The sequence below is a fragment of the Hamadaea tsunoensis DSM 44101 genome (assembly GCF_000428945.1).
GTDB classification, from domain to species: domain Bacteria; phylum Actinomycetota; class Actinomycetes; order Mycobacteriales; family Micromonosporaceae; genus Hamadaea; species Hamadaea tsunoensis.
In genome coordinates this window covers 82994-107913 of sequence record NZ_AUAX01000025.1, presented here as the reverse complement: position 1 = coordinate 107913, position 24920 = coordinate 82994, and the positions used below count along the sequence as shown (strand labels likewise).

The 24920-nt window shown below is 72.6% G+C and carries 20 protein-coding genes; 8 read left to right on the top strand and 12 right to left on the bottom strand.

Going from position 1 to position 24920, the window contains the following annotated elements; genetic code table 11:
• Positions 1-136 precede the first annotated feature (136 nt).
• From G401_RS0130335 to G401_RS49470, 4 genes are all read right to left on the bottom strand, one after another.
• A complete protein-coding gene (locus G401_RS0130335; RefSeq protein WP_027345445.1) occupies positions 137-940 on the bottom strand; it encodes an ABC transporter ATP-binding protein in 804 nt (267 codons plus the stop codon).
• The gene (locus G401_RS0130330) at positions 937-1608 is read right to left on the bottom strand and encodes a FadR/GntR family transcriptional regulator (protein ID WP_027345444.1); all 672 of its coding nucleotides are present in this window, start codon (positions 1606-1608) and stop codon (positions 937-939) included. Before G401_RS0130330 ends, G401_RS0130335 begins: the two co-directional genes overlap by 4 nt.
• 118 nt (positions 1609-1726) lie before the next feature.
• A complete protein-coding gene (locus G401_RS49475) occupies positions 1727-1921 on the bottom strand; it encodes a hypothetical protein (protein WP_034593601.1) in 195 nt (64 codons plus the stop codon).
• Between the two features lie 116 nt (positions 1922-2037).
• Complete coding sequence (locus G401_RS49470) at positions 2038-2913, bottom strand: RNA polymerase sigma-70 factor (protein ID WP_034593600.1); 876 nt, start codon at positions 2911-2913, stop codon at positions 2038-2040.
• A 163-nt stretch (positions 2914-3076) separates the two neighbouring features.
• Between G401_RS49470 and G401_RS0130315 the strand changes: the two genes are divergently transcribed.
• Positions 3077-4897 (top strand): hypothetical protein, encoded by a 1821-nt coding sequence (locus G401_RS0130315; RefSeq protein WP_157546581.1) that lies wholly within the window; start codon positions 3077-3079, stop codon positions 4895-4897.
• Positions 4898-4923: 26 nt separating this feature from the next.
• On the opposite strand, the gene G401_RS53525 is transcribed toward G401_RS0130315, so the two are convergent.
• The 5 genes from G401_RS53525 to G401_RS0130290 all read right to left on the bottom strand — a co-directional run bounded on the left by G401_RS53525 (position 4924) and on the right by G401_RS0130290 (position 12580).
• A complete protein-coding gene (locus G401_RS53525; RefSeq protein WP_027345442.1) occupies positions 4924-8703 on the bottom strand; it encodes a putative Ig domain-containing protein in 3780 nt (1259 codons plus the stop codon).
• 178 nt (positions 8704-8881) lie between these two features.
• A complete protein-coding gene (locus tag G401_RS49460; protein ID WP_051367362.1) occupies positions 8882-10021 on the bottom strand; it encodes a serine hydrolase domain-containing protein in 1140 nt (379 codons plus the stop codon).
• Positions 10022-10100: 79 nt separating this feature from the next.
• Entirely contained in the window at positions 10101-11327 is a 1227-nt protein-coding gene (locus tag G401_RS49455) for a PP2C family protein-serine/threonine phosphatase (RefSeq protein WP_051367361.1), read from the bottom strand.
• Complete coding sequence (locus G401_RS0130295) at positions 11312-11632, bottom strand: STAS domain-containing protein (protein ID WP_169734272.1); 321 nt, start codon at positions 11630-11632, stop codon at positions 11312-11314. Before G401_RS0130295 ends, G401_RS49455 begins: the two co-directional genes overlap by 16 nt.
• Positions 11633-11710: 78 nt before the next feature.
• Complete coding sequence (locus G401_RS0130290; protein ID WP_027345440.1) at positions 11711-12580, bottom strand: NAD-dependent epimerase/dehydratase family protein; 870 nt, start codon at positions 12578-12580, stop codon at positions 11711-11713.
• A gap of 160 nt (positions 12581-12740) precedes the next feature.
• Between G401_RS0130290 and G401_RS0130285 the strand changes: the two genes are divergently transcribed.
• The 4 genes from G401_RS0130285 to G401_RS0130270 all read left to right on the top strand — a co-directional run bounded on the left by G401_RS0130285 (position 12741) and on the right by G401_RS0130270 (position 17578).
• On the top strand, positions 12741-13853 hold the full coding sequence (locus tag G401_RS0130285) for a hypothetical protein (RefSeq protein WP_027345439.1): 1113 nt from the start codon (positions 12741-12743) through the stop codon (positions 13851-13853).
• Positions 13854-13930: 77 nt separating this feature from the next.
• Complete coding sequence (locus tag G401_RS0130280) at positions 13931-15079, top strand: type III PLP-dependent enzyme (RefSeq protein WP_051367359.1); 1149 nt, start codon at positions 13931-13933, stop codon at positions 15077-15079.
• On the top strand, positions 15076-16560 hold the full coding sequence (locus G401_RS0130275; RefSeq protein WP_027345437.1) for a saccharopine dehydrogenase NADP-binding domain-containing protein: 1485 nt from the start codon (positions 15076-15078) through the stop codon (positions 16558-16560). The genes G401_RS0130280 and G401_RS0130275 overlap by 4 nt, the downstream gene beginning before the upstream one ends.
• A 64-nt stretch (positions 16561-16624) precedes the next feature.
• Positions 16625-17578 (top strand): DMT family transporter, encoded by a 954-nt coding sequence (locus G401_RS0130270; RefSeq protein ID WP_027345436.1) that lies wholly within the window; start codon positions 16625-16627, stop codon positions 17576-17578.
• Here the strand turns inward: G401_RS0130270 and G401_RS0130265 are convergent.
• Complete coding sequence (locus G401_RS0130265) at positions 17575-18183, bottom strand: helix-turn-helix transcriptional regulator (protein WP_157546579.1); 609 nt, start codon at positions 18181-18183, stop codon at positions 17575-17577. The two genes, G401_RS0130270 and G401_RS0130265, sit on opposite strands and share 4 nt — an antisense overlap.
• A 221-nt stretch (positions 18184-18404) precedes the next feature.
• Between G401_RS0130265 and G401_RS0130260 the strand changes: the two genes are divergently transcribed.
• Entirely contained in the window at positions 18405-21497 is a 3093-nt protein-coding gene (locus G401_RS0130260) for an AfsR/SARP family transcriptional regulator (protein ID WP_027345434.1), read from the top strand.
• A 401-nt stretch (positions 21498-21898) separates the two neighbouring features.
• Here G401_RS0130260 and G401_RS0130255 read toward each other — a convergent pair whose 3' ends face one another.
• A complete protein-coding gene (locus G401_RS0130255) occupies positions 21899-22732 on the bottom strand; it encodes a hypothetical protein (RefSeq protein WP_027345433.1) in 834 nt (277 codons plus the stop codon).
• 53 nt (positions 22733-22785) lie between these two features.
• Positions 22786-23874 (bottom strand): family 43 glycosylhydrolase, encoded by a 1089-nt coding sequence (locus G401_RS49450; protein ID WP_084557777.1) that lies wholly within the window; start codon positions 23872-23874, stop codon positions 22786-22788.
• Positions 23875-24041: 167 nt separating this feature from the next.
• Between G401_RS49450 and G401_RS0130245 the strand changes: the two genes are divergently transcribed.
• Together G401_RS0130245 and G401_RS0130240 are read left to right on the top strand one after the other, a co-directional pair.
• Positions 24042-24368, top strand: coding sequence for an ArsR/SmtB family transcription factor (locus G401_RS0130245; protein ID WP_027345432.1), 327 nt, complete (start codon positions 24042-24044; stop codon positions 24366-24368).
• Positions 24365-24913, top strand: a complete 549-nt coding sequence (locus G401_RS0130240) for an SRPBCC domain-containing protein (RefSeq protein ID WP_027345431.1) — start codon at positions 24365-24367, stop codon at positions 24911-24913. Before G401_RS0130245 ends, G401_RS0130240 begins: the two co-directional genes overlap by 4 nt.
• Positions 24914-24920 lie beyond the last annotated feature (7 nt).

The window sequence follows — 24920 nt, the reverse complement described above, 5'->3', positions numbered from 1 at the left end:
CCTCAGCCGTAAACGATCACGCCGTCAAGCCGTCGGTCGACGGCGGGCGCGCAAGTCGGACAGTCGCGGCAAAGGCCGGGGCGAAGGCCGGGGCGGTGGGGTGAGACGGTGGCCGGTGACGGATGCGGCGGCCGGCTCAGACGGCAGGGCTTTCCGGGGAGAAGGATGCTCGGGCAGACCAGCGCCCGTCACGGCGCGTCACCTCGATCGGGTGGTCGAACGCCGCCGACACGTTGCGCGTCGTGACCGTCGCCGCCGCCGGACCGGCCGCGACCACCCGCCCGTCCGCGATCAGCACCGCGTGCGTCGTGGTGGAGGGCAGTTCCTCCAGATGGTGCGTGACCAGCACCGACGTCACTCCGGGATGCGTACTGTCGAGCAGGTCGATGGTCGCCAGCAACTGCTCCCGCGCGGCCACGTCCAGGCCCGTCGTCGGCTCGTCGAGCAACAGCAGCCGCGGCTCGATGATCAGTGCCCGCGCCACGAGCGTCCGTCCCCGCTCTCCCTGCGACAGCACCGGCCAGACGTCCTCGGCCTTCTTCGCCAATCCCAGCGTACGCAGAAGGTGGTCGGCCTTGTCCCGTTGCTCGGCCGTCGGCGTCCACCGGGCCGGCAGGTCGATCGAGCCGGTGAGACCGGTGTACACGACTTCGCGTACCGTCAATGCGTAGCGCAACGGGTGGCGCGGGTTGACGTGGCCGATCGTGCGACGCAGGGCCTGCAGTTCGACGTGGCCGAGGCGGTGGCCGAGGACGTCGACGGTGCCGGTGCTCGGGTGGGTGACCGCGCCGCAGAAGCCGAGGATCGTGCTCTTTCCCGCGCCGTTCGGGCCGAGCAGCGCCCAGTGCTCGCCGGAACCGATCTTGAGGTCGATCCCGTGCAGGATCTCCTTGCCGTCGCGGCGGAAGGTGACGTCGCGCAGTTCGATGGCGGCGGTCATGCCAGGGCCTCCTTCAGCGAGGTCAGGTGCGTGCGACTGTCCGCGGCCGCGGCCCGGGCGTCGCGCGCCGCGATGGCGTCGGCCAGCGCGATGTGGGCGTCGTGGTCGGCGGCGGGCGAGGCGAGCGGGCGGGCGCGCAGCATCGCCACCATCGCGGTGCGGATACGCGGCACGAACGTGTCGAACAGCTCGATCAGGACGTCGTTGTGGGCCGCGACGAGGACGGCCCGGTGGAAGGCCATGTCGGCGTCCACGTGGTCCTCGATCGACGCGTGCTCCTCCCCCCGGTACGCGAGCGCGCGCCGGATCGCACGCACGTCGGCGGGCGTACGCCGGTCGGCGGCCAGCGCGGCGGCCTCGGCTTCGACGGCGATCCGCGCCTCCAGCACAGCGACGACGGAGACCCGGGTCAGCACGGCGTCCCAGTCCTCGGCGACGTCCAGGGCGGTCACGTAGACGCCGGACCCCTGCCGCGAGTCGAGTACGCCCTTGCCGGCCAGCTCGCGGATCGCCTCGCGTACGGTCGACCGGCCGACGCCGAGCAGCGCCGCCAGGGTCGTCTCGCCGGGCAGCCGTCCGCCGAGCGGCCACTCGCCCGCTCTGATCCGGCCGAGCAGGACTTCCGCCGTCTGCGCCGCCAGCGGATGACGGCGTACCGTGGTGGTCATCGGTGGCCAACTCCTCTACTTGTCTGAGGACTTGGCGAGCGTACTCCCCTGGTCGGCGCGTAGCGGGCGCGGGTACCGGCGGGCGGCACCCGCGCCGGGACGAGACCGTCCGGCGGGACTACTCGGCCGAGCGGATCAGGCGGTCGATCTGGCCGTCCTTGTCGTCGTCGTACATGGCCGCGTCGAACTCGCCGTCCTTGTTCTCGTCGACGAGGATCTTGTCGGCCCGCCCGTCGCCGTCCGTGTCGTACGCGACCACGTCCGCCTGGCCGTCGCCGTCGGTGTCGAAGGCGTACAGCGGGTTTTCACTCATCTCGAACTCCCTGATCTTCCAGCGGTCGGCCTCCTACGGCCGGGTACATCGTGCCTCCGCGAGGGTCGTCGGGGAAGTCCCGAGGTCACAAGCCATCCGCAGAGATCCGACAGCGGTCACCGCCGCAGGCTCGTCGCCCGGCCCATGAAGGTCAGCTTCTCGGGGTTGCGCACGGCGTACAGGCCGGTGACCTGGCCGTGGTCCAGCCGCAGGGCGAGGACGGTCAGGATGCCGTCGTCCTGCCGCACGACCAGGGCGGGATAGCCGTTGACCTGCGCTGTCAGCAGACCGGCCGCGACCGGGATGCGGCGCAGCACGTCGATCACCTTCGCCGCGCCGACGACGGGAGCCAGGGCCGCCGACACCACGCCGCCGCCGTCGGTCAGCAGCACGACGTCCGGCGCCAGGATGTCCAGCAGCCGCTGGAGATCACCGGTCTCGACCGCGCGCTGGAACGCGTCCAGCGCGTCGCGGGTGTCGGCGGCGGAGATCGCCGTCCGCGGCCGGCGGGCGGCCACGTGCCCCCGGGCGCGGTGGGCGATCTGGCGTACGGCGGCCGGCGTCTTGTCCACCGCCGCGGCGATCTCGTCGTAGTCGACGTCGAACACCTCCCGCAGGACGAACACCGCCCGCTCGGTCGGGGTCAGCGTCTCCAGCACCAGCAGCATCGCCATCGACACGCTCTCGGCCAGTTCGACGTCCTCGGCGACGTCCGGGGTCGTCAGCAACGGCTCGGGCAGCCACGGTCCGACGTAGGTCTCGCGCCGGCGGCTGAGCGTACGCAGCCGGTCCAGGGCCTGCCGGGTGGTGATCCGGACCAGGTACGCGCGCTTGTCGCGGACTTCGTCGAGGGCCACGCCCGTCCAGCGCAGCCAGGTCTCCTGCAGGACGTCCTCCGCGTCGGCCGCCGAGCCGAGCAGTTCGTACGCGACCGTGAAGAGCAGGTTGCGGTGCTCGACGAAGGCGGTCGTCGTCTCGTCCAGTACGTCCATCGGCGGTTCCTCGTTCCCTCGCGGCTGTGCCTACCCAGCGTCACCCACAAGACGCCGGTACGCCCGTTCGTGTGACATCCGTGCCCTGGCTCACAGGTGGGAGTCCCTTTCGGACTCCGGAGCACTGGCGCCGCTTCACTAGACTCGCACCGAGAGTGGCCGGTTGATCACCATTCGCCGGAAGGAGCCGCCGGTCCCCGTGGACGACGCGCCGGAACCGCAGCAGACCCCCGCATCCCCCGAGACCCCTGAGCCCCCGGCGAGCGCGGCATCCCCGCCGGCCGTGCCCGTCGTCAGCCGGCGGCGGATGATCCGGACCGCGTGGCAGCGGGAGCGCTGGACCGTCCTGATCGCCCTCGCGTCGGTCGTGGTCGCGACGACCCTCGCCGTCCTGCGCAGCGTGCCGGCCGTGGCCGCGCTCGGTGCCGTCGTCGAGCGGCTGGGCGACGGCGCGCTGCTGGTCAGCGTACTTGTCGGCGTGATCGGCACGCTCCGCGCGTTCAGCGGGGCCGCCCGGGAACAGGTCGCGGAGGCGGTCGCCGACGCCGTCGCCGAGGAGCGGACCAAGGCCGAACGGCCCGCCGACCAGGCTGAACGGCCCGCCCGCCCGGCGAAGCGGGTCGGCCGGTGGGTGGGCTTCCTCGTGCTGCCGGCACCCCTGATGTACGGCGGCTCGGCCGTGGTGGTCCTCCTCGTGTGGGCCGTCTACGTGACGACCGTTCCGCCCGTGATCGGCTTCGGCTTCGACGGCCGCACCGAGGGCGGCGGCAGCGGCACCGGTGGTGGCGGGCATTCGGCGACCGCGGGCGCCCCGCCCGCCTCCCCGTTCCCGTCGGCCGGGCCGTCCGCCGACCCGTCCGCCGGAGTGAGCGCGGCATCGCCGAGCGGATCCCCGCGATCATCCGGACCCGGCGGCGGGTCGCCGAGCCCGAACGGCGGCGGTAGCACCGAGGCCGCCCCCGCCACCTGGGGCTTCGCGTTCGTACGCCACGTCACCGACCCGGTCGGCTCGACCCATCCGCTCACGGCGAGCCCGCAGCACGACACCAACGACGAGGCGAACTGGACCTACGGCCCGTGGCGGCTGGATCCGGCGACCGCCGCGAGCGCGCCGACGGCGTACCACGGGGGGACCGGGCGGCAGGTCGTGACCTTGCCGGGGGTCGGGCGCACCGGCGGGATCGTGCTCGCCCAGGCGTACGACTATGCCGGCACGGGCGCCGTCTGCCAGCCCGTGCAGTGGCGGCGGAGCAACGCCGACGAGGTCGTCGAGGTCGCCTGCTTCGACCACACCGGCGCGCCGGCCGACATCCCGGTCGCCGTGCTGTTCCTCGGCGGCACCGGCGGCTCGGCGTACGCGGCCGGGGGCGAGCGGGGTTTCGTCCACGCGTCCGCCCCGGCGGCCCAGAGCTACACCCCCGGTACGCCGAACGCGTCCGGCACCGGACGGATCAGCCGGACGGGCCGCGGTGCGTACACGGTGGAGCTGACCGCCGGAGCCCGCTCGGTGCAGGTGTCCCCGGTCGGCGGGGCGGCCCGGTACTGCGCGCTGGCCGGGCGTACGGCGACGGCCGTGCGGATCACCTGCGCGGCACCGGGCGGTACGTCGGCCGACACCGCTTTCGTGCTCGCGTACGCGGGACGGGGCAGCCTGCTCGACGACGTACGCCGGCCCCAGGCCGCCGCGGTCGTGGTCGACGACGCGGGCGGCCCGGTGGTCTCGTCGTGGTGGCTCACGAAGCCGGGGACGCCGACGGTCACCCGGCCGCGTACCGGCCATTACCAGATGAAAGTGCCGCTCGGGCAGGTGCCCAGCTTCACCGGGGTGACCGCCCACGGCGGCGGGTACTGCTCGGTCGAACTGCGCAACGACTACAGCGCCAAGGACGACGTCACCCTGTACGTCGAGTGTCTCGACGCGTCGGGCCGGCCCGCGAACAGCGGCTTCGACCTCGCGTACGCGACCGCGTCGGCGAGCGACTGACCACGGGGCGCGATCACGGGGCGCGATCACGGTGCCTGGTACGCCGTCCGGTACCGCCGGGTGAAGTCCCAGTCCCCGTCGAACGGCACGGCGACGCTGACGAGCGCGGACCGTTCCGGACCGGTGAGGTCGGACGCGTCGGCGGGGGTGTAGTTCAGGGCCACGAAGACCTGTCCGAAGCCGCCGACGAACGCGTGGAAGGTGTTCACGGCGTCCACCCTGTACCCCGGCTGCTCGAAGACCCGGCTCAGCAGCACGGTGCCGTCGGCGCCCAGCACGGTCAGCCGCAGCCGCCGGCAGGTCGCCGCGGATCCCTGGGCCACGCAGGCGTAGTCCTGCTGGCTCAGGTACGCGATCCGGCCCGTCGCGTCCGCCGCCACCGCGGCCCCGTCGAGGCTGTCGATGCCGTAGAGCGATCCGCCGGGGAGTGTCTCCGGACGGGACCACGCGATCGTGCCGCCCGGCCGCACGCGGGTCACCGTGGTTCCGTGTCGGTCGGCGCTCACCTGCACGAGGTAGCCGCCGCCGTCTCCCGTCGCGTAGAAGTCCTGGTACGCACAGCTCGCGTACGCGGGCGGGACGGTGACCGTCCACTGCGGACCCGACCTGTCCATGCGCTCCATGTCGGAGCCGCAGTCCCCGCCCGACGGCGACCAGACCGCGCTGACCTGCCGGGCCGCCAGCGCGGCGGTCTCGTCGGCCGGTCGCGTGCCGAATCCGTCGGGCAGCGGGTCCGTGCCGGTCGCGTGCGCGCCGGTGGCCCGGTACCGGTAGCCGATGCCCCGGTTGACGCCGTCGGGCTTGAAGACGAAGTAGTCGGCCGTCGCCGCCAGCGGTCCCCAGGCCGAGTCGCCGAACACGTACTTCACCGCACCGGTGTGCGGGTCGAGGACGGCCGAGTGCTCGCCGATCAGCAGCAGCTGCGTCCGGTCGGGCGTGACGTCGATGAGGCCGGTCTGGCCCGCGACCGGGTAGGTCCACCGCACCGTCCCGTCCGGACCGTACGCCCGCACGACCTTGGTGGCCGAGGTGTCGAGCACGTAGGTCCAGCCGTCCGCGCTCCAGACGGTGTCCCCGGCCGAGGTCAGCTCGTAGAAATGGTTGTCGCGCGGGAAGTTCGCGTTGTCGCAGACCGTCGTCGGCGCCGGCCCGGAGACGGAGCCGTCCCGGGCGATGTAGGAGGCGGCGCGGACCAGTCCGGAGCCGGTGCCGGTGAAGCCGCACAGGAGCACCTCGCCGCGCGGGCCGGGACCCCAGATGCTCGGCAGGTAGAGGTCCGTGGTCGCGAACTCGTGCACCGGCGGCGATCCCGGCAGCGGCAGCACGTTCGACGAGCCGGGCGCGATGACGTCGACGGCGAACGCCTGCTGCGCCGACCGCCCGGCGCCGTCGCTCACCTTCAGCGTGAACTGGGCGTACGCGGGTGCGGTCGGCGTACCCACGAGGTGGGAGCCGCTGAGGGACAGGCCGGCCGGCAGCGTTCCGGCGGTCTTGGTGACCGTGAGCGGCGGCGAGCCGGCCAGGCCGAGGGCGGCGTCGTAGGCCAGGCCGACCTCGCCCCGCGGCAGGGTACGCGTCGTGAACCTGGGCCCCGGCCAGGGACCGCTCGCGCGGGCGAGCTGGAACCGGCCGAACACGTACGCGCCGAGTTCGTAGCTGAAGTCGGTGAACCAGAGGTCGGCCTCGAACGCGACCTCGACCTCCAGGCCGCCGTCGACCTTCCACCACGGGTCGCCGCTCGTGGAGACGGTGCTCTCGGCGAACAGGCCGCCGAACAGCGAGACCCCGACCGCGTCGGCGAACTTCACGGACGCCTTGGGACCGAAGGTCACCTTCGCGGTCAGCTCACCGGCCGCGGCCGGCGCCGGTTCCGTGCCGGACACCGATCCACTGTGGATCCACTGCATGCCGCCGTTCCGGTACGCGGCGCCGACGCGTACCTGGCCCTTCACCTCGCTCGTGAGGGTGAGGCCGCCGGAGAACTCGAGTTTGAACGCCGGCTGGAGCACCGGCACGAAGCCCCACACCGGCGGCAGCGGGATCGCCGGCGGCAGGCCGATCTCGCACGACGCGTGCCCGCCGACGGTCAACGTGATCGTCCCGGCGACGTCCAGCTCGAAGACCAGGGACAGCTCGTCGACCGAGCCGAGCCCCCAGCGTACGTCCAGCACGAAACGGGCGTGGATGCCGAGGTTGACGTCGTAGGTGATCGGGCTGCCCTCGCAGTCCGCGTGGACGGGACCGGTCGCGGTGTGCACGAAACCGTTGCGGTCGGCCACTTTCCGGCCCGCGTACGCCCGCAGTGCCGACGGGCCGGCGAGCTCGCTGGAGTCGACGCTGCCGTGGATCTCGCCGCTCGGGAACGCCTCCTCCAGGCGGGCGGGCGTGGTGTGCACGATGGTGCCGCCGCCGCCCGGCGTGGTGCCGGTGACCTTGCCCAGGATCGTCCCGGCCGCCGAGGTGCCCGGCTCGACGAAGACGAACTGGCCGGTGGCCGGGGCGGCGCCGGTGACGGTCAGGTCGCCGCTGCTCTCATCGACCTGGCTTACCTGGTCACCCGGCACGATGGTCGTGCCCGCCGGCTTCTCGACGGTCCCGGTCAGGCCGGTCGAGATCCAGCCCACCACGTCCACGATCAGATGCACCGTGCCGGAACTGTTGTAGAGCCGGATCGCCCCGTCCGCACTCAGTTTGGTGACGACGAGGTTGGCGGCGGTCTGGCCGCGTACCAGATTGAGGTTGCTCGCGGTGGGACGCGCGGCGCCGTCGGGATAGACGGTGACGAAGGTCCCGGCCGAGGCCGCGGTGCCCGTCAGGTTGAGCACGACGGCGCCGACGCCGTCCGGCGGCACCTCGCCCTCGCCCGTGAGCTGCAGCCGGACGCCGGCATCGGGCCCGACCGCCTGGCTCTCCCGCGTGTCGAGGAACCGCGCCGGCGTCAGGCCCGTGTAGTCGCCGCCCGCGGCGATCCAGCCCACGACGTCCGCGATCAGGTGCACCGACCCCGAGTTGTTGTAGAGCTTGACGACGCCGTCGGCGCCCAGCTTGGCGATGACCAGGTTCGGGCGCGTCTGGCCCGCGGTCAGGTTCAGGTTGCTGGCGGTCGGCCGCACGGCGTCACTCGGGTACGCGGTGACGAAGGTGGCCGCCGTCGGAGCCGTGCCGGTGAGGTTGAGCACGACGGCGCCCGCCGTGTCGGGGATGTCCGCGACGCCGCCCAGCCGCAGGCTGATCGTCTTCTGTGGACCGACCGCCCCGGCCGGCGCCCCGAGCCCGGACCGGGTGTCCAGTACGCGCACCGGCGTGAGCCCGGTGAACGCCCCCGCCGCCGCGAACCAGCCGAGCACGTCCGCGATCAGGTGGACGCCGCCCGCGTAGTTGTAGAAGCTGATCCGGCCCTGCGCGTCCGGCTTGGCGACGACCAGGTTTGGCGAAGTCTCGCCGCTGGTCAGGTTCAGGATGCTGGCCGTCGGCAGCGGACCGCCGGCCGGGTACTCGCTGACGAAGGTGGCCGCGGTGGCACCCGTCCCGGTCACGTTGAGCACGACCGCGCCGACCCCGGACGCGGGTACGCCGCCCGTGCCGGTCACCTTCAGCGTGATGCTCTGCCCGGCGCCGACCGGTCCGGCCGCCCCGAGTCCGCTGCGCGTGTCCAGGATCCGTGCCGGATCGACGGCCTGGTACGCCCGGTCGGAGATCGTCACGGTGCCCGCGGCGGCCGTCGCCGGACCGGCGGGAACCGCCGTGACCAGCGAGAGTCCCAGCAGCAGACTGGAGCCCAGCCCGAGTACGCGTCGAAAACGCATCCGCCCTCCCGGCGCCGCAGTGACCTCCGACTCTAGGTGCGACGGTCCTCAGCGGACACCGGGTGATCGCTTCCGGTGGCGGGCCGGAGGGCGGCCGGGGCGCGGTCCGTTCGACCTACCCCGGCCTGGGTACCACGGGAGTGTCGGCGCGGGGCCGGCTCGCCGCGGGCAGCCGGGTTCACAGCAGGGACAGGGCCGCCATCGTGATCCGGCCGACCACCGGCGCGTCGGTCGCGGACTTGGCGTCGGTCGAGTTCACCGAGTAGACGACGCGCGAGGCGGCGTCCGGCGTACCGGCGATCGCCGCCTTGTAGCCGTAGCGGGAGCCGCTCTTGCCCCAGACGACCCGGCCGTCGGGGAACGTGACCAGCTTGGTCAGCCCGGCACTGTAGGTCGCGGGCCCGCCGGTCTCGTGGTCCGGCACCTCCGGCACGGTGAACAGCGCGGCCTGCTGCGCCGCGGGCAGCAGCCGGCCGCGGAAGAGCGCCGCCATGAAGGTGTCGAGATCGCGTACGGACGAGACCATGTCCCCCGAGCCGGGCGTCGAGGACTGGTTCCACCGGCTCACGTCGAACAGCGTGCCGTCCGGCATCACCTGGTATCCGTGCGCGTGCGGGCCGTGGATCGCCGGATCGTCGCCCGGCAGCGAGCTGTCGCGCAGTCCCAGCGGGCGCAGGATCCGCCGCTCGATCTCCTCGGCGTACGTGTTCCCGGTGACGCGCCGGATCAGCACGGCGGCCACGATGTAGCCCATGTTCGTGTAGTTCTGCCGGGTGCCGGGCGCGAACTCGGGTTCGCCGCGCAGGGCCAGCCGGACCAGCTCCTCCGGCGTGTACCGGTCGAACCGGTGCTCCACCTGCCACACGATGCCGTCCGGCCAGGCCGGGCTGGGCAGCCCGGTCCGGTGGTCGAGCAGGTGGCGCACCGTCACCGCGTCGTACGCCGAGGGCAGGAAACCCGGCAGGTAACGGCGTACCGGGGCGTCGAGGTGCAGGCGGCCCTCCCCGGCGAGCTGGAGCACCACCGTGGCGGTGAACGTCTTGGTGATGCTGCCGATCCGGAACCGCGCGTGCTCCGGGACCGGGGCTCCGCTGTGGACGTCGCGGACTCCCGACCGCCCGTCCCACCGGTCGGCGCCGCGGGTCAGGCGTACCTGGGCGGCCGTCGCGGTGGACTCGGGCAGTCCGGCGATCGCGTCGCGCATGGGGGCGTACCACTCGGCAGGCGTGGCGGCGATCGCGAGGCCCGGGTAGGACGCCGTGGCGGCGACCCCGCTCAGGGCGGCGAGGGAGAAGAGGGTGCGGCGGGAGAGCGTCATGCCTACGAGCCTCGCAGCGCGCCACGTTCCGGACATCAGGGCCGCAACCCGGAAAGATTCTCCGGTGCATCCCTGAGGCCTACCCGAGAAGGCTGCCCGTACGCAGCACGGCCAGGATCGCGATGTCGTCGGAGACCGCCTGGTCACCGGCGAGGCCGACGGCCGCGTTGCAGATCTCCAGCGCGCTCGATCCGGCGACCGTACGCGCCAGTTCGGCGATGCCGTCGTCGATGACCCGGTCGCGCCGCTCGACCAGCCCGTCGGTGTAGAGCAGCAGCGTCGCGCCCGTGGGGAACGGCAGGGTGTACGTCCGGCGCGGCGCGTCCGGGAAGACGCCCAACGGCAGGTCCGGGCGGGTGTCCACCGGACGGGCCGGGGCGCCGGGGCCGGCGTACACCGGTGGGAGGTGGCCGGCCAGCGACAGGTGCATCACGTCCCCGGCGGGCGGGATGACCACGTACGCGGCCGTGGCGAGGGCACCCGGCTCGAACAGCTGGATCTTGCGGTCCAGCCGGGCCAGCACCTCGGCCGGGTCGTCGTCCTCCAGCGCGTACGCGCGCAGGGCGCTGCGGATCCGGCCCATGATCACGGCCGCCGCGAGGCCGCTGCCGGCGACGTCGCCGATGACCAGGCCGGTGTGGCCGCTCGGCAGCCGGAACGCGTCGTACCAGTCGCCGCCCACGCCGACCTGCTGGCCGGGCAGGTAGCGGGCGGCCAGATCGAGCCCGGGCAGCGGGGCCGGCCGGGCGGGCAGCAGGCTGCGCTGCAGGGCGAGGGTGGCGGCCCGGTCGAGCCGGCGCAGCTGGGCGCGGGTGGCGAGGCTCGCCCGGTCGGCGACCAGCCGGAGCACCTCCACGTCCTCGCCGGTGAAGGTGCCCTGGCGCCGCCGGCCGACGTACAGGACGCCGATGACCTCGTCCTGGTCGAGCATCGGTACGCCGGCCATCGAGATCAGGTGCTGGTCGAGCAGGACCGGGCTGAACACGTTACCGGGGTCGACGTGGTCGAGGATCATCGGCCGCGCGGTGGCCGCGATCCGTCCGGTGAACCCCTCCCCCACCGGTACGCGGATGCCCAGCCGCACCTCGTCCTCCAGCCCGGCGGCGGCCGTGGCGACCAGTTCCGTGCCGGACGGGTCGAGCAGCATGATCGCAGCGGTGTCGGCGTCGAGCACCTCGCGGGTGCGGTCCAGCAGCTCGGCGAGCATCGCGTCGAGGTCCAGACTGGACAGTGCCGCGTCGGTCACGGCCTGGATGCGTCGCAGCTGGGCGGCCGCGGTACGCGTAGCGGTCACCGCTGCGGCCATTCCCCGGACAGGAACTGCCGGACCCCGGTCATCTCCAGGATCCGCTCGACGGTGCCGGTCGCCTCGGTGACCGTCAGCGGCACGCCGGCCTCCCCGGCGGCCCGGCGGGCGTTGGTGAGCACGGCGATGCCGGTGGAGTCCATGAACGTCAGCCCGGACAGGTCGACCACGACCGGCCGGCCGGCCTCGATCGCCTCGGCGAGCGCCGCCTGCAGCCGCGTACGCGACCCGAGGTCCAGCTCGCCGGCCAGCGCCACGACGGTCGCCTCCGCCTGGTGGTCAGTGGTGATCGACAGCTGCGTCACGCCGGTCCTTCCCATGCGCCGGGCACTTACCCGCACTGTATCCAGGTTCCTGGGCTTTCGCGCAGCTGGACGGGCAGTTCAGCGGATCAGTCCGGACCGGTAGGTGGCGAAGAACGGCTCCCAGCCGAGCGCGGCCCGGGCCCGGGTGTTGCGTACGCGCCAGGAGGGGAAGGCGATCCGGCCGCCCGTCACCGGGGCCGCCGCCCCGGCCATGGTCGCCACCTGCCCGAGGACGTCCCGCCAGGGGGCCGGCTCGTCGTCGGCGACGATCAGGGTCTGCCGCGACGGCCACCACTCGACCGCCGCCGCGGTGGCCGCCGCCATGTCCTCGACGCGGACCAGGGAGACGTAGTCCTCGCCGTCGCCGGGCAGCCGCAGCCGGCCGGAGCGCGCCCGCTCGAACCAGTCGTCGTCGAGCCCGGTGCCGGGGCCGTAGAACAGGCCGCCGCGCAGGATGAGCCAGTCCACACCGGACCCGCGGATGCCCTCCTCCATGTCGCGGGCGGCCGCGATGGCCTGCCCGGCGACCGAGTCGTCGGCCGGCAGGCAGGTGTCCTCGTCGGCCCACTCCGCGCCGGCGCCGCTGTTGACCATCGAGATGCTCTGCTGCAGCAACCGGGGTACGCCCGCTTCGCGGCAGGCGGTCACGAGGATCGGCGTACCCTCGCGGCGCAGCCGGTCGTTGGCCGCGAAGTCGCCGCCGCCCCGCGGGCCGGGGAGGGTCGTGGCCAGGTTGACCACCACGTCGCAGCCGCGCAGGGCGGCGGCGAGCGACCCCGGCTCCAGCAGGTCGGCGAACTGGACCTCGGCGCCGCACGCGTGGGCGACGGTGGCCGTCTCGGGCCGCCGCGCGAGCGCCCTCACCTGCAACCCGCGCCGGGTGAGCAGGGGCAGGAGATGGCGGGCGTAGACGCCGGACGCGCCCAGGACCGCGACGGTGGTTCCCACGGCCGCAGCCTACCCCCGCCGCCCGTCGATGAACCGCCCCGTCGCGGGCGGCCCCCTGGCGCAGCCCCGCCCGATCGTGACACGACCGTGCCGACTGACGGCCGGATACTGCGTCAACTTGGCCAACACATGCATGTATGTCTATTGATAGACACAGTGCATGTCTGTCATCGCCAGGTCCCTGGATTCCCTGATCGACGACCTGCCCCAGCTGCCCGCCGACACCGACTTCGGCCCAGACATCGACCGAGCCAACCTGATCCTGCTCTCGGACGCCGACCGGGCCGAGAAACGCGCGGCCTTCTGGAAATGGTGCGCCCGGTTCACGCCGTGCCTGTTCGGACGGCTGTCCTCGCACGCCGACAAGGGCATCGCGCCGTCGAAGGGGCTGACCGCGTACCTGCTCTGGCTGGACGACGCCGACCTCGCCCTCGGCGCCACCCACGTCAGCGCCGAGATCCAGCGCGGCCGCCGCGAGTTCAAGGATCTCGCCGAACGGGGCGAGGCCAGCGGCTTCCTCATCATGATCAACAGTGCCCGGCTCGCGTACGCGGCGCCGGGGCAGGAACTCATCGACGTCTGCGTCGAGTTGTCGAACCTCTACCTCACCGAGCACGCCCCGATCCAGCAGGACGTCATCTATACCGAAGCGGTGCCGCTGCGGACGGCCGAGGGGCAGCTCACCCTGTTCAAGGCCGGCTGCAACATCTTCTACGGCGGCGCCCACCGCACCCGCAACCACGACCGGCGGGTCCCCGGCGGCCTGCTGTTCTCGATGAACTCCCCCGGCCACTACGCCCAGTCGATGCACCTGCGCGGCCTCATGCCCAAGCTGGAGGACGCCATCGAGTTCGTCCGCGACACCGCGTACCGGTCGATCGGCAACGGCGGGCTCGGCGTCGACGGGGTGGCGAGCCAGAGCTGGCACAACCGGCTGGCCGAGGGCAAGTGCCCGGTGCAGCACGACGGCAAGCTGCCCGGCTACGTGCCGAAGGACTTCGACCCGGCCCGCTACTCGGCGCTCTACCACACCGACGTCCTCGTCCCCACCGACGCGACCCGCGACGGCCGCGACGTCACCGGCGTCGCGTACGAGGAGACGGACCTGGAGATCTGGTCGCACCTGATCCTCGACTACATCACCGACCAGCGGTTCCCGCAGGACCACCTGAACTACGGGCTGTTCCACGGCCACCCGACCGAGGACAGCAACAAGTACCACAACCCGTGGCCGGCCCGCCGCGCGCACAACACCGAGCTCTTCGAGTACTGACCGGCCGCCACCGACCGGCTCCTACCGACCGGCTGCTGAAGGCCGGTTCCATCGGCAGTGAGGAGACCCCAAGGACGATGAACATCTCCAGCCCCTCGGCCGGCGTCGGCGACGCCGAGCAGCAGACACCGTACCTGCTGTTCGACGTCGGCGTCGCCGTCGCCCAGTACCGGCGCCTCACCCAGGCGTTCGGCGACGCGACCGCCTTCTACGCGGTGAAGGCCAACCCGCAACCACGCCTGCTCTCGGCGCTCGTCGCGCACGGATCGGCGTTCGACATCGCCAGCCCCGCCGAGATGGATCTCTGCCTCGACCTCGGCGCCGACCCGTCGGCGCTGTCCTACGGCAACACGATCAAGAAGGCCGCCGACATCGCGTACGCCTTCGACCGCGGCGTACGCATGTTCGCCTTCGACAGCGAGTCCGAACTGGACAAGCTGGCCAAGTACGCGCCGGGGGCCGCGGTCTACTGCCGCATCGCCGCCAGCAGCGCCGGTGCCCAGTGGCCGTTGAGCAACAAGTTCGGCTGCTCCCCCGAGATGGCCGTCGCGCTGCTGCTCGCGGCCGCCGACCAGGGACTCGCCCCGGTGGGTGTGTCGTTCCACGTCGGGTCGCAGCAGCTCGACCCCACCCGCTGGGGGCCCAGCGTGGCCGACGCGGCCCGGGTGTTCAAGGCCGTCGAGGCGGGCGGCGTACGCCTGACCCTGCTCAACGCGGGCGGCGGTTTCCCGGCCGCGTACCGGCAGCCCGTGCGGCCGATCGAGGACTACGCCGGGGCGATCCGCGCGGCGATGGACCGGCACTTCGACGGCGACCCGCCGGCGCTGGCGATCGAACCGGGCCGGTACGTCGCGGCCGCGGCCGGCGTGCTGCGGGCGCAGGTCGTCCTCGTGGCGCGCAAGTCGTTCACGGACGACAAGCGCTGGGTGTACCTGGACGTGGGCCGCTTCGGCGGTCTGGCCGAGACCGAGGGCGAGGCGATCCAGTACGCCATCGCCACCCCGCACGACGGCGACGGCGAGGACGGCCCGGTGATCCTGGCCGGGCCCACCTGCGACAGCGTGGACGTGCTCTACCAGCGCGCGGCGTACCGGCTGCCGATGGCGCTCGGCCCGGGCGACGTGGTGGAGATCCACGGCACCGGCGCCTACACCACCACCTATTCGTCCGTCGGCTTCAACGGGTACGACCCGCTGGCCACCGTCTGCATCGGAGACTCCGCATGAGCGACGACTTCCCGTCGATCCGGCACGACGGCCGGGTGCTGGTGCTGGGCTGCGGCTCGGTGTCGCAGTGCCTGCAGCCGCTGCTGCTGCGCCACCTCGACATGGACCACGGCCGGCTGACCGTGATGGACATGCTGGACCTGCGCGACCGGATCCCCGAGACCCTCGCCGCCGGGGCCCGGTTCGTCCAGCGGCAGATCACGCCGGAGAACCTGGCCGCCGAGCTCGGCGAGCAGCTGGGCGAGGGCGACCTGCTGGTCAACCTGAGCTGGAACATCGACACCGGCGACATCATCGAGTGGTGCCAGCGCAACGGCGTGCTCTACGTGGACACCTCCGTCGAGGACTGGGACCCGTACGCCAACCAGGCCCTCACCCCGCCGCAGGACCGCACCCTCTACCACCGGCACATGAAGCTGCGCCGGCGCGCGGCGGGCTGGCCGGCCCACGGGCCGACGGCCGTCGTGGAGCACGGCGCCAACCCGGGCCTGGTCAGCCACTGGACGAAGGTGGCCCTGACCGACATCGCCCACGCCATGCTCAAGGAGCCGGAGCGGCTGCCCGCCCCGCTCGCGCCCGAGCGGCGGGACCGGATCGAGACCGCGCTCGGCGACCGGGACTTCGCCCGGCTGGCCCGCGAGGTCGGCGTCAAGGTCATCCACATCTCCGAGCGCGACACGCAGATCGGCGACGTGCCCAAGCGGGTCGGCGAGTTCGTCAACACCTGGTCGGTCGAGGGCTTCTACGAGGAGGGCATCGCCCCCGCCGAGATGGGCTGGGGTACGCACGAACCCGAACTGCCGGCGTACGCGTACGAGCACGAGTCGGGTCCGCGCAACCAGATCTGCCTGGCCCGGACCGGGATCAGCACGTTCGTGCGGTCCTGGGTGCCGGCCGCCGGTCCCATCATCGGCATGGTCGTACGCCACGGCGAGGCCTTCACGATCAGCGATCACCTGACCGTGTGGGAGGGCGACCGGGCCGCGTACCGGCCGACCGTGCACTACGCGTACCTGCCGACGGATGCCGCGATGGCGTCGCTGCACGAGTGCCGGATGAACGGCCACCGGCTGCAGACGGACCAGCGGATCATGAACGACGAGATCGTCGACGGCGCCGACGAGCTGGGCGTGCTGCTGCTCGGCCACGACCTCAACGGCTGGTGGGTCGGCTCCCAGCTGGACATCCACGAGACGCGTACGCTCACCCCGCACCAGAACGCCACCACCCTGCAGGTCGCCGCGTCGGTGCTCGGCGCCGTGCACTGGATCCTGCGCAATCCCGACCGGGGGCTGTGCGTACCGGACGACCTCGATCATGAGCAGGTGCTGGCCGTGGCCAACCCCTACCTGGGCCCGAGCCCGTCGGTGGCGACCGACTGGACGCCGCGGTCGGCCGCGTACGAGCCGTTCTCGACCTTCCGGCCGGCCACCGGTTCGAGTGTAGAACCATGGGCATTCGGCAACTTCCTCGTAGAGTGATCCCTCGTCGGGGGCGCGGTCGCGGTCGCCCGCCGCCGCGCCCCGTGTCCGCTAAGGAGCTTCCGTGCGCCACCGTCTCGCCCTGTTCGCGGCCGCGCTCTGCTGGGGCACCGCCACGGGGATCACCAAGTACGCGCTCGGCGGCTTCGCCCCGATGACCCTGCTGCTGTTCGAACTCGTGGTGGGTACGGCGCTCATCTGGATCGTGCTGGCCCTGCGCGGCCGGATCGGCTTCCCGGGCCGGCCGGGACTGCTCGCCGTCATGGGACTGTTCGAGCCGGCTCTCGCGTACGCGGGGCTGACGGTCGGGCTGACCCGCACGACGGCCGGCAACGCCTCCCTGCTGTCCAGCCTGGAGGCCGTGTTCGTGGTGGTCCTCGCGGTGGTCGTGCTGCGCGACCGGATCGGGGTCCGCTCGGTGCTCGGCGTGGTGCTCGCGGCCGTCGGGGTCACCGTCATCGAGGGCGCCCATCCGGTCGCCGCGGTGGGCCTGGGCGACCTGCTCATCATGGGCGGCGCGCTGTCGGCCGCGATCTACGTGACGCTGGCCGGCCGGATGGCTGGTTCCATCGACCCCACGCTGATGACGGCCTGGCAGTTCCTCTTCGGACTGATCTTCACCATCCCCGTCGCCGCCTGGCAGTGGGGCACCGGCGCGGAGAGCGTCTCGACCTCGATCCCGGCCCGGTTCTGGGTCGCCGGGGCGCTCGCGGGCGTGCTCGGCTTCGCCGCCAGCTTCCTGCTCTACAACTACGCGATCACCGGCGTACCGGCCAGCTTCGCCGGCTTCACGCTCAATCTGATCCCCGTCTTCGGGCTGCTTACCGCGATCGTCTGGCTCGGCGAGCCGCTGCACGCGGGCCAGGCCCTGGGCGGCGTGCTGATCCTGGCCGGGCTGGTGCTGTTCTCCGCCCACACCGACGCCCCCGCCGAGGCCTCTACCGACGCTCCTACCGAGGTCCGCACCGAGGTCGTCTCCGCCGGCGACGAGGCCGAAGCCGCGCGGGTCAGCGACTAGTCGCGCAGGACGCCCCACTGGGCGGCCAGCGCGATCGCCTCGGGTCGGGTGGCCACGCCCATCCGGCGGTAGAGCTGCGCGAGCCGCCGGTGCAGTTCCCGCTGCGAGTAGCCGACCCGCCGGGCGAGATCGACGACCGAGCCGCCGCGGGCGAGCTGCCGCAGCCAGAGCGTCTCCTGCGGATCGAGTTCCACCATCGCGGCCCGGCCCGGCACCGTACGCGCCATCGCCCGGGCCACCTCCGTCGGCAGGGTCGTGAACCCGCCGAGCGCGGACAGCAGCGCCTGCAGGATCTCGGCCGACGACGCCGACCACGGGATCGCGGCGTGCGCGCCCGCGTCGAGCAGCCACCGGCAGTCCACCGGATCCGGTGCGGACAGCAGCCCGACGATGGCCAGCTTGGGATGCTCGGCGTTCAGCGTACGGATGATCTTCTCGGCCGCGGGGGTGCCGACGATCACCACCGCGGCGTCGGCCGTGGTGTCACGCAGCCACCGCAGCGGGTCCACCGGCTGGGCGACGTCGAACCCTTTCCCGGTCAGGTACGCCGCGATCCCCTCGCCGAAGGCCGGCACATGGGAGACGACAAGAATCCGTTCGGCCACCATCTCAGGCTACACAGCCATTGTGAACTAGCAATCCATAGTGGAGGAATTATCGGGGCTGGTAGTGCCACCAAATGGCATAACATTGACAAATTTCTACATTGACGCAACACGTTGCCTGTCACTTTAGTGTCAAGGCCCCCGGCCGCCGGGTGGTCGCCGGACGCCCGCGTCCCTAGACTCGGACACCAGACTCCCCCCGGCGGAGACGAGGTACCGTCTTGCTGTTCCGGATCCTCGGTCCGGTCGAGATCCAGCATGACGCGGGGCTGATCGACCTCGGCCCGCGGCGTGGCGAGCGCTGCCTGCTCGGCCTGCTCCTGCTGGCGGCCGACGGCGGCATCCTGGCCAACGACCGGCTGCAGACCCTGCTGTGGGACGACGATCCGCCCGCCGGCGCGCAGCGCACCGTGCACACCTACGTCGCCCGGCTGCGGGCCCGCCTCAAGCCGCACGGCATCCGGATCGCCACCCGCGGCAACGGCTACCGCATCGAGATCGACCCGGCCCAGGTCGACGCGCACCGCTTCACCGCCGCCGTCGCGCGGGCTCGCGACACCGACGATCCCGGCGTACGCGCGGCGGTGCTGGCCGAGGCCCTCACGCTGTGGCGCGGCCCGCTCCTGGCCGACGCCGCCGGGGACTATCTGCGGGCCCGGGTCGGCGCCGCCCTGGAGGAGCGGCGGTTCACCGCGATCGAGCTGCTCGCCCAGGCCGACCTGGACTGCGGCCGGCACGAGAAGGTGCTGACCGACCTGACCCGGCTCGTCGAGGAGCACCCGACCCGCGAGCACCTGACCGAACTGCTGATGCTCGCGTACTACCGCGCCGGACGGCAGGGCGACGCGCTCGCCGCGTACCGCCGGGTGTGGAAGACCTTGGACACGGAGCTCGGTGTCGCGCCGGGGCCGGGACTGCGCGACCTGCAGGCGCGGATCCTGGCGAACGACCCGGGCCTGGCGATGGCGACCGTGCCGCGGTTCCTGCCGCGCGCGGTGCCGGACTTCGCCGGGCGCGAGGCCGACCTGCGGCGCCTGGACGAGATCGCCGGCGAGAGCGCGGCCGTCGCGGGGTCCGCGCTGATCACCGGCGCGCCCGGCGCCGGCAAGACCGCGCTGGCCGTCCACTGGGGACACGCTGCCGCCCATCGCTACCCCGACGGCCAGCTCTACGTCGACCTGCGCGGCTTCGCCACCGGCCGCCCGCTGCGCCCGGTCGACGCGCTCGCGCAGGTGCTGCGCGCGCTCGGCCAGCCGAGCGACCGGATCCCCGTCGATCCCGCCGAAGCCGCGGGCCTCTACCGGTCGCTGCTCGCCGAGCGCAGGGTGCTGGTCCTGCTGGACAATGCGGCCACCATCGACCAGGTACGCCCGCTGCTGCCCGGCGGCGCCGGCAGCCTGGCCCTGATCACCAGCCGCGACCGGCTCAGCGGCCTGGTCGCCCGCGACGGCGCCCGCCGGCTCGACCTCGGCGTCCTGTCCGCCCGCGACGCCGAAGACCTGCTCGCCCGCGTCCTCGGCCGGGACCGCGCGGGCGGCGAACCCGACGCCGTCGCCGACCTCGCCGCCGCCTGCGGGTACCTGCCTCTGGCCCTGCGCATCGCCGCGGCCAACCTCGCCGACCAGCCCGGCAAGCCGATCGCCGACTACGTCTCGCAACTGCGCGGCGGCGACCGGCTCGCCGCCCTGGCGATCGACGGCGACCAGGACAGCACGGTCCGCGCGGCCTTCGACCAGTCCTACGCCCGCCTCACCGCACCGGCCGCCCGCCTGTTCCGCCTGCTCGGCATGGTCACCGGGCCCGACATCCCGCTGCCGGCGGCCGCCGCGCTCGCCGATCTGCCCCTCGACACCACCGAGACGCTGCTGCGCCGCCTGACCGCCGCGCATCTCGTCCAGGAGCGGGCCGACGGCCGCTACTCGCTGCACGACCTCCTGCGGCTGTACGCGTACTCGCTCCGCGACCCGGAGACGCCCGGGGCCCGGCAGCGGCTGATCGGGTGGTACCTGGTCCGCGCGGACGCGGCCGCCCGCCGGATGATGCCGAACCTGCCCCTGCTGCCGCTGCCCGCTCCCGTCCCGGCGCCGGTCCCGCCCGGCGACGTCCCCGCCGACTGGCTCGACGAGGAAGCCGCCAACCTCGTCGCCTGCGTACGCGACGCGTACGACCACGATCTGCCGGAGCACTGCTGCGCCCTGGCCGACCGGTTGCGGCCCTACTTCCACCTGGCCCGGGACATGATCGACTGGTTGCCCACCGCCGAGTACGCGCAGTCGGCCGCCCCGGCCGTCGCCGACCCCTTCCTGGCCGCCGCCGAAGCCGCCGCGGCCGAACTCAGCATCGCCTTCTACTTCCGCGGCCTCGGCCGGTACGACGAGGCGAAGGCGTACGGCCGCCGGGCGGTCGACCTCGCCGAACCGATCGGCTGGGCCGACGGCCACGCGGCCGCCCTGGTCAACCTCGGCGTCGTCCACTTGTGGACCGGCGAATACGAGCAGTCGGCCGGGTACGCCCGGCGCGCCCTCGACGCGCACCGGCTGACCGGCAACGGTGCCGGCCAGGCCCAGGCACTCGGCACCCTGGCGTTCGTCTGCCTGTCGGTCGGCGACCTCGGCGAAGCCGAACGCTGCTTCCGCGAAGCCGTCGGCCTGCACCGGGAGGCGGGTGCCCGCAACAGCGAAGGGCTGGCCCTGGCCAACCTCGGCGACACCCTCCGGTACGCCGGCCGCCTCACCGAAGCCGCCACCGTCCTGCGGGAGTCGCTGACCGTCCTGCGAGCCGCCGGCGGAAGACTCGCCGAAGCGGTGGCACTGATCAACCTCGCGTACGTCGAGTGCGAATCCGGCGACCTGGACACCGCCCTGCACTCCGCGACGGCAGCCCTCGACCTGGTACGCGAAACCGGCGACCCCAACGCGGAGGCCAACGTCCTCAACCGCGTCGCGATCGTCCACAGTGCCCGCGGCGATCACCGGCAAGCCGTCGACCTGCTCCAGACGGCGCTCGACCTGTGCATCATGACCGGCGGCCGGGACCCCGAACTCGACGCCCGGGTGGCCCTGACCCACGCCCTGCTCGGCCTGGACGATCCGGCGGCCGCCCTGCCGCACGCGCGGACCGCTCTCGACCTGGCCCGCGAACTCGGCATCCGCGTCACCCACGGGTACGCCGCGGCCGCCCTCGCAGCAGTCAAGCTCCGGCTCGGCGAGGTGGCGGAAGGGCGGCGGCTGGCGGCAGAGGCGCTCGCGTACCACGAGGAGATCGGGCAGCCACTCGGCATCCGCGCAGCACAGGCACTTCTGGAAATTGTCTAGCGCGCCGGTCAGCGCCGCTTTCCGCTACACCGGTCGACGCGATTCGCCTTGATCAGATACCGCTATTACGGCAGCGCGACCCCGATTGTCTTGATCAAATACCCCTATGACGGCACGGGAGCGCCCCTCTGCCGTATTGACGGTATTTGATCAAGGAAATCGGGGTCGGCTTGCCGTAATGACGGTAAACGATCACCGCGCCAGGACTGCTCGATGGGTTGGCCGATTGTGGACCGTCAGCCGATGCCTGGGCGGGTGAAGCGGTGACCGATCCGCGGTGGATGATGCGTCGCCCCACTGTGCTGGCAGTGGAGGCGCCCCGCGCCGGAACGGTCTCCCGCGTGAGGAGCGGAGGTGAGATCGACGAACCCGGGACATGAAATTGATCTTGATTTTGAACGTCAGGCTCGGCGGAGCTGGAGGACCGCCACCCGGGCGTCGTGGTCGTCGACGTTCATCGCGACCGTGAACTTGTTGCGCAGCTGGATCTGCACTCCGTTCGTGCTCAGGACCCACCCGATCTGGTCGATCCCGTTGGCGAACGCGCGCGCCTCGCGCGCCGGGAAGAACTTCGGCATCGGGTCCCGGTTGGTGTCCCCGGTCCAGATCACCGGGTAGCCGCGGTCGAGCCAGTAGGACATGGTGTCGCGCATCTTGTCGAAGTGGATGCCCCACATCTGGTCGCGCCACGCCTCGTAAGGATCTTCCTTCCCGTTGTACGCGCCCGCCACGAAATGCGTGTTCAGGAAGGCGAACTGGAGCGCGGGGTCGTCGGCCGCGCCGAGGAGGACCTCGGTGATGACCCGGTTCGGCGAGACGCCCGCCTTGCCGGCGTGCACGGAGGTGACGCGCTGCGCGAGCACGTTGTACGCCTTGGGCGCCGAGATCGGTACGAGCTGCCCGCCGTCGTTGAGGTGCAGGTTGTTGTAGTACGGGCCGAAGTGGTCGTTGATGTAGCCCTTCTCCTTCTCGTCGCCGTCGCCCTCGCCGATCTCCTGCCAGCCGACCAGCGGACGGTCTTGCGGGCCTTCCATGCTGAGGGCGTTGCGGACGGCGATGATCGCGGCGTCGCGCCGGCCGAGGTTGTCACGGCCGATGTTGGCGGTGATGACGCCGAGGTTGCGCCAGGCGGTGGCCGCCCCGGCGGGTTCGGTGGCGGCGAGGGCGCCGGTCGCGCCGGCGAGGGCGGCGCCGCCGGCCAGGCCGAGGGCGCGGCGCCTGCTGATGGGTCCCATGGGATCTCCTTCACGAGAGGGGTTGCGGAGAATCGGGCGGGGTTCGCGAAGGTTCAGGAGACGAGCCAGCCCGACGTCGGCCGCGTCAGGACGCCGGTCATCGGGAACCGGTGCGTGCCGTCCCACCAGTGCCAGACCACGCGGGCGGTGCCGTCGGCGGCGGTGAACACGTCCATGCCGCCGGGACCTTCGTGGTTGCCGGGCAGGCCGCGGAGCGGGTCCAGCCCGGCGGCGCCGGTGAAGCCGAAGAACGGGTGGGCGACGCCGTCGCGGATGGGCGTACAGCGGGAGGCGGGCAGCGGGGTCGTGCCGCAGTTCGCGATGCCGGTCGCGTACCGGGGGCTGTCCCAGTTGTTGCCCGAGTACATCAGGTACCAGTCCCCGTCGGCGGCCTTCCACATCGACGGGTTCTCGACGACATGCGTGCCGCCGCTGGTCTTCGCCGTGTCCCAGGTGATGTCGGTGCTCTTGAGCATGTCCCGCCGGGTGTCCCAGATCGCGCGGCCCTCACTGTCGGTACGCACGGTCGAGATGCCGGTCTCCGCACCCGTCGCGATGGCGTCGTCGCGGTAGGTCACGTACAGGTTCCCGCCGGCGACGAAGGGGTTGGGGTCGAGTGCCCACCGGCCCGCGTCCGGACAGGCCCACTCGCCCTGGTTCTGGAACGGGCCGTGGGCGCTGGTGGCGATGGCCCGGCCGATGCACTTCTGGCCGGAACCGCTGCGGGAGGCCGTGTAGAACATGAAGAACCGGCTGCCGAAGCGGACGACGCCCGGCGCCCAGATCGCGCCGCCGGGCTCGGCCCACGCGCCCGGGCCGGACGGGAGCGCGTCGTACGAGGCGCAGTTCGCCATGCCGACGGCGCTGCCGGAACCGTGGACGAGGACGGGAACGTAGAGGCGGCCGGTCGCGCCGCAACGCGTACCGGTCCCGGCGCCGACCGTGGTGCCGTAGGTGACGTAGGTGCCGTCCTCCGCCAGCAGCGTGTCGGGGTCGGCCAGCGGGAAGGTGGACGTGCTCGCCTGGAGGGAGAACCGGGCGTCGTCGCGTACCGGCGCCGCGGGGGCCGCCGACGCCGTGGTCACCACCAGAGCGGTCGTCGCGAGGGCGACGAACGCCCCGCGCAGTCCGAGATTGCCCACGGGCTCCTCCTACCGAAGCTCGACGAAAGATGTTCAGGTTCCGACGCTATAGAGGTCGACTACATTCGATGCACAGAATTCCTACATGGACAGTGGATGGCCGGTGTATGAAGTCCGCACTTCTATGTACCTTGACGGGTACGTAACCTGCTGGGTACATTGGCCGCATGGAGGCAGTTCTGCACGCCCTGGCGGACGAGAGCCGGCGTACCGTGCTGGACGCGCTGGTCGCCGGCGAGGCGACGGCGGGCGAGCTGGCGGCGCTGCTGCCGATCGCCCGGCCGGGCGTCTCCCGGCATCTGCGCGTGTTACGCGAGGCCGGCCTGGTCGAGGTTCGTCAGCGGGCGCAGCAGCGCATCTACAGCCTCCGCCCCCAGCCGCTCGCCGAGATCGACGAATGGCTGGGCCGTTACCGAGCCTTGTGGCAGCAGCGGATGGACGCGCTGCACGCCGAGGTGGCCCGAGGCAGGCACGAGCGAAGGAGCACCGGATGACCACTGGGACAGGCGGCGCCACGCGCATTCTGGGCAGCCTGCGGGCGGCCGACGGCAGGGGCGTCGTCCGCATCGAGGACCGCTACGACACCGACATCGACGACCTGTGGTCGGCGCTGACCGACCCGGCGCGGCTGGCCCGCTGGTACGGCACCGTCGAGGGCGACCTCCGCCGGGGCGGCGAGTTCCGGGTCCACATCGAGGCGGCCGGCCTGGACGGGGTCGGGCGGGTGGAGGTGTGCGAGCCGCCGAGGCGGCTGCGGGTCGTCACCACGGAGGTCGACGAGTCCTGGCGGGAGAACGGCGGCGTGCCGCCGTTCGACCATGTCATCGAGGCCACGCTGACCGCCGACGGCGATCACACCGCGCTCGTCATCGAGACCAGCGGCATGCCGCTGGAGAAGGTCGCCTACTACGGGGTCGGCTGGCAGGTCCACGCCGAGAACCTGGCGGCCCACGTCGCCGGGCGCGCGGGCGGCGACGACGCGGCCCGGTGGGCCGAGCTGCTTCCGTCCTATCTGGAGCAGGCCACGGCCGTCGCCTGACGGCCGC

What these genes read in the sequence shown, in the direction of transcription:
- G401_RS0130335 (WP_027345445.1), bottom strand. Translation starts at nt 940, where the DNA reads ATGACCGCCGCCATCGAACTGCGCGACGTCACCTTCCGCCGCGACGGC.
- G401_RS0130330 (WP_027345444.1), bottom strand. Translation starts at nt 1,608, where the DNA reads ATGACCACCACGGTACGCCGTCATCCGCTGGCGGCGCAGACGGCGGAA.
- G401_RS49475 (WP_034593601.1), bottom strand. Translation starts at nt 1,921, where the DNA reads ATGAGTGAAAACCCGCTGTACGCCTTCGACACCGACGGCGACGGCCAG.
- G401_RS49470 (WP_034593600.1), bottom strand. Translation starts at nt 2,913, where the DNA reads ATGGACGTACTGGACGAGACGACGACCGCCTTCGTCGAGCACCGCAAC.
- G401_RS53525 (WP_027345442.1), bottom strand. Translation starts at nt 8,703, where the DNA reads ATGCGTTTTCGACGCGTACTCGGGCTGGGCTCCAGTCTGCTGCTGGGA.
- G401_RS49460 (WP_051367362.1), bottom strand. Translation starts at nt 10,021, where the DNA reads ATGACGCTCTCCCGCCGCACCCTCTTCTCCCTCGCCGCCCTGAGCGGG.
- G401_RS49455 (WP_051367361.1), bottom strand. Translation starts at nt 11,327, where the DNA reads ATGGCCGCAGCGGTGACCGCTACGCGTACCGCGGCCGCCCAGCTGCGA.
- G401_RS0130285 (WP_027345439.1), top strand. Translation starts at nt 12,741, where the DNA reads ATGTCTGTCATCGCCAGGTCCCTGGATTCCCTGATCGACGACCTGCCC.
- G401_RS0130280 (WP_051367359.1), top strand. Translation starts at nt 13,931, where the DNA reads ATGAACATCTCCAGCCCCTCGGCCGGCGTCGGCGACGCCGAGCAGCAG.
- G401_RS0130275 (WP_027345437.1), top strand. Translation starts at nt 15,076, where the DNA reads ATGAGCGACGACTTCCCGTCGATCCGGCACGACGGCCGGGTGCTGGTG.
- G401_RS0130255 (WP_027345433.1), bottom strand. Translation starts at nt 22,732, where the DNA reads ATGGGACCCATCAGCAGGCGCCGCGCCCTCGGCCTGGCCGGCGGCGCC.
- G401_RS0130245 (WP_027345432.1), top strand. Translation starts at nt 24,042, where the DNA reads ATGGAGGCAGTTCTGCACGCCCTGGCGGACGAGAGCCGGCGTACCGTG.
- G401_RS0130240 (WP_027345431.1), top strand. Translation starts at nt 24,365, where the DNA reads ATGACCACTGGGACAGGCGGCGCCACGCGCATTCTGGGCAGCCTGCGG.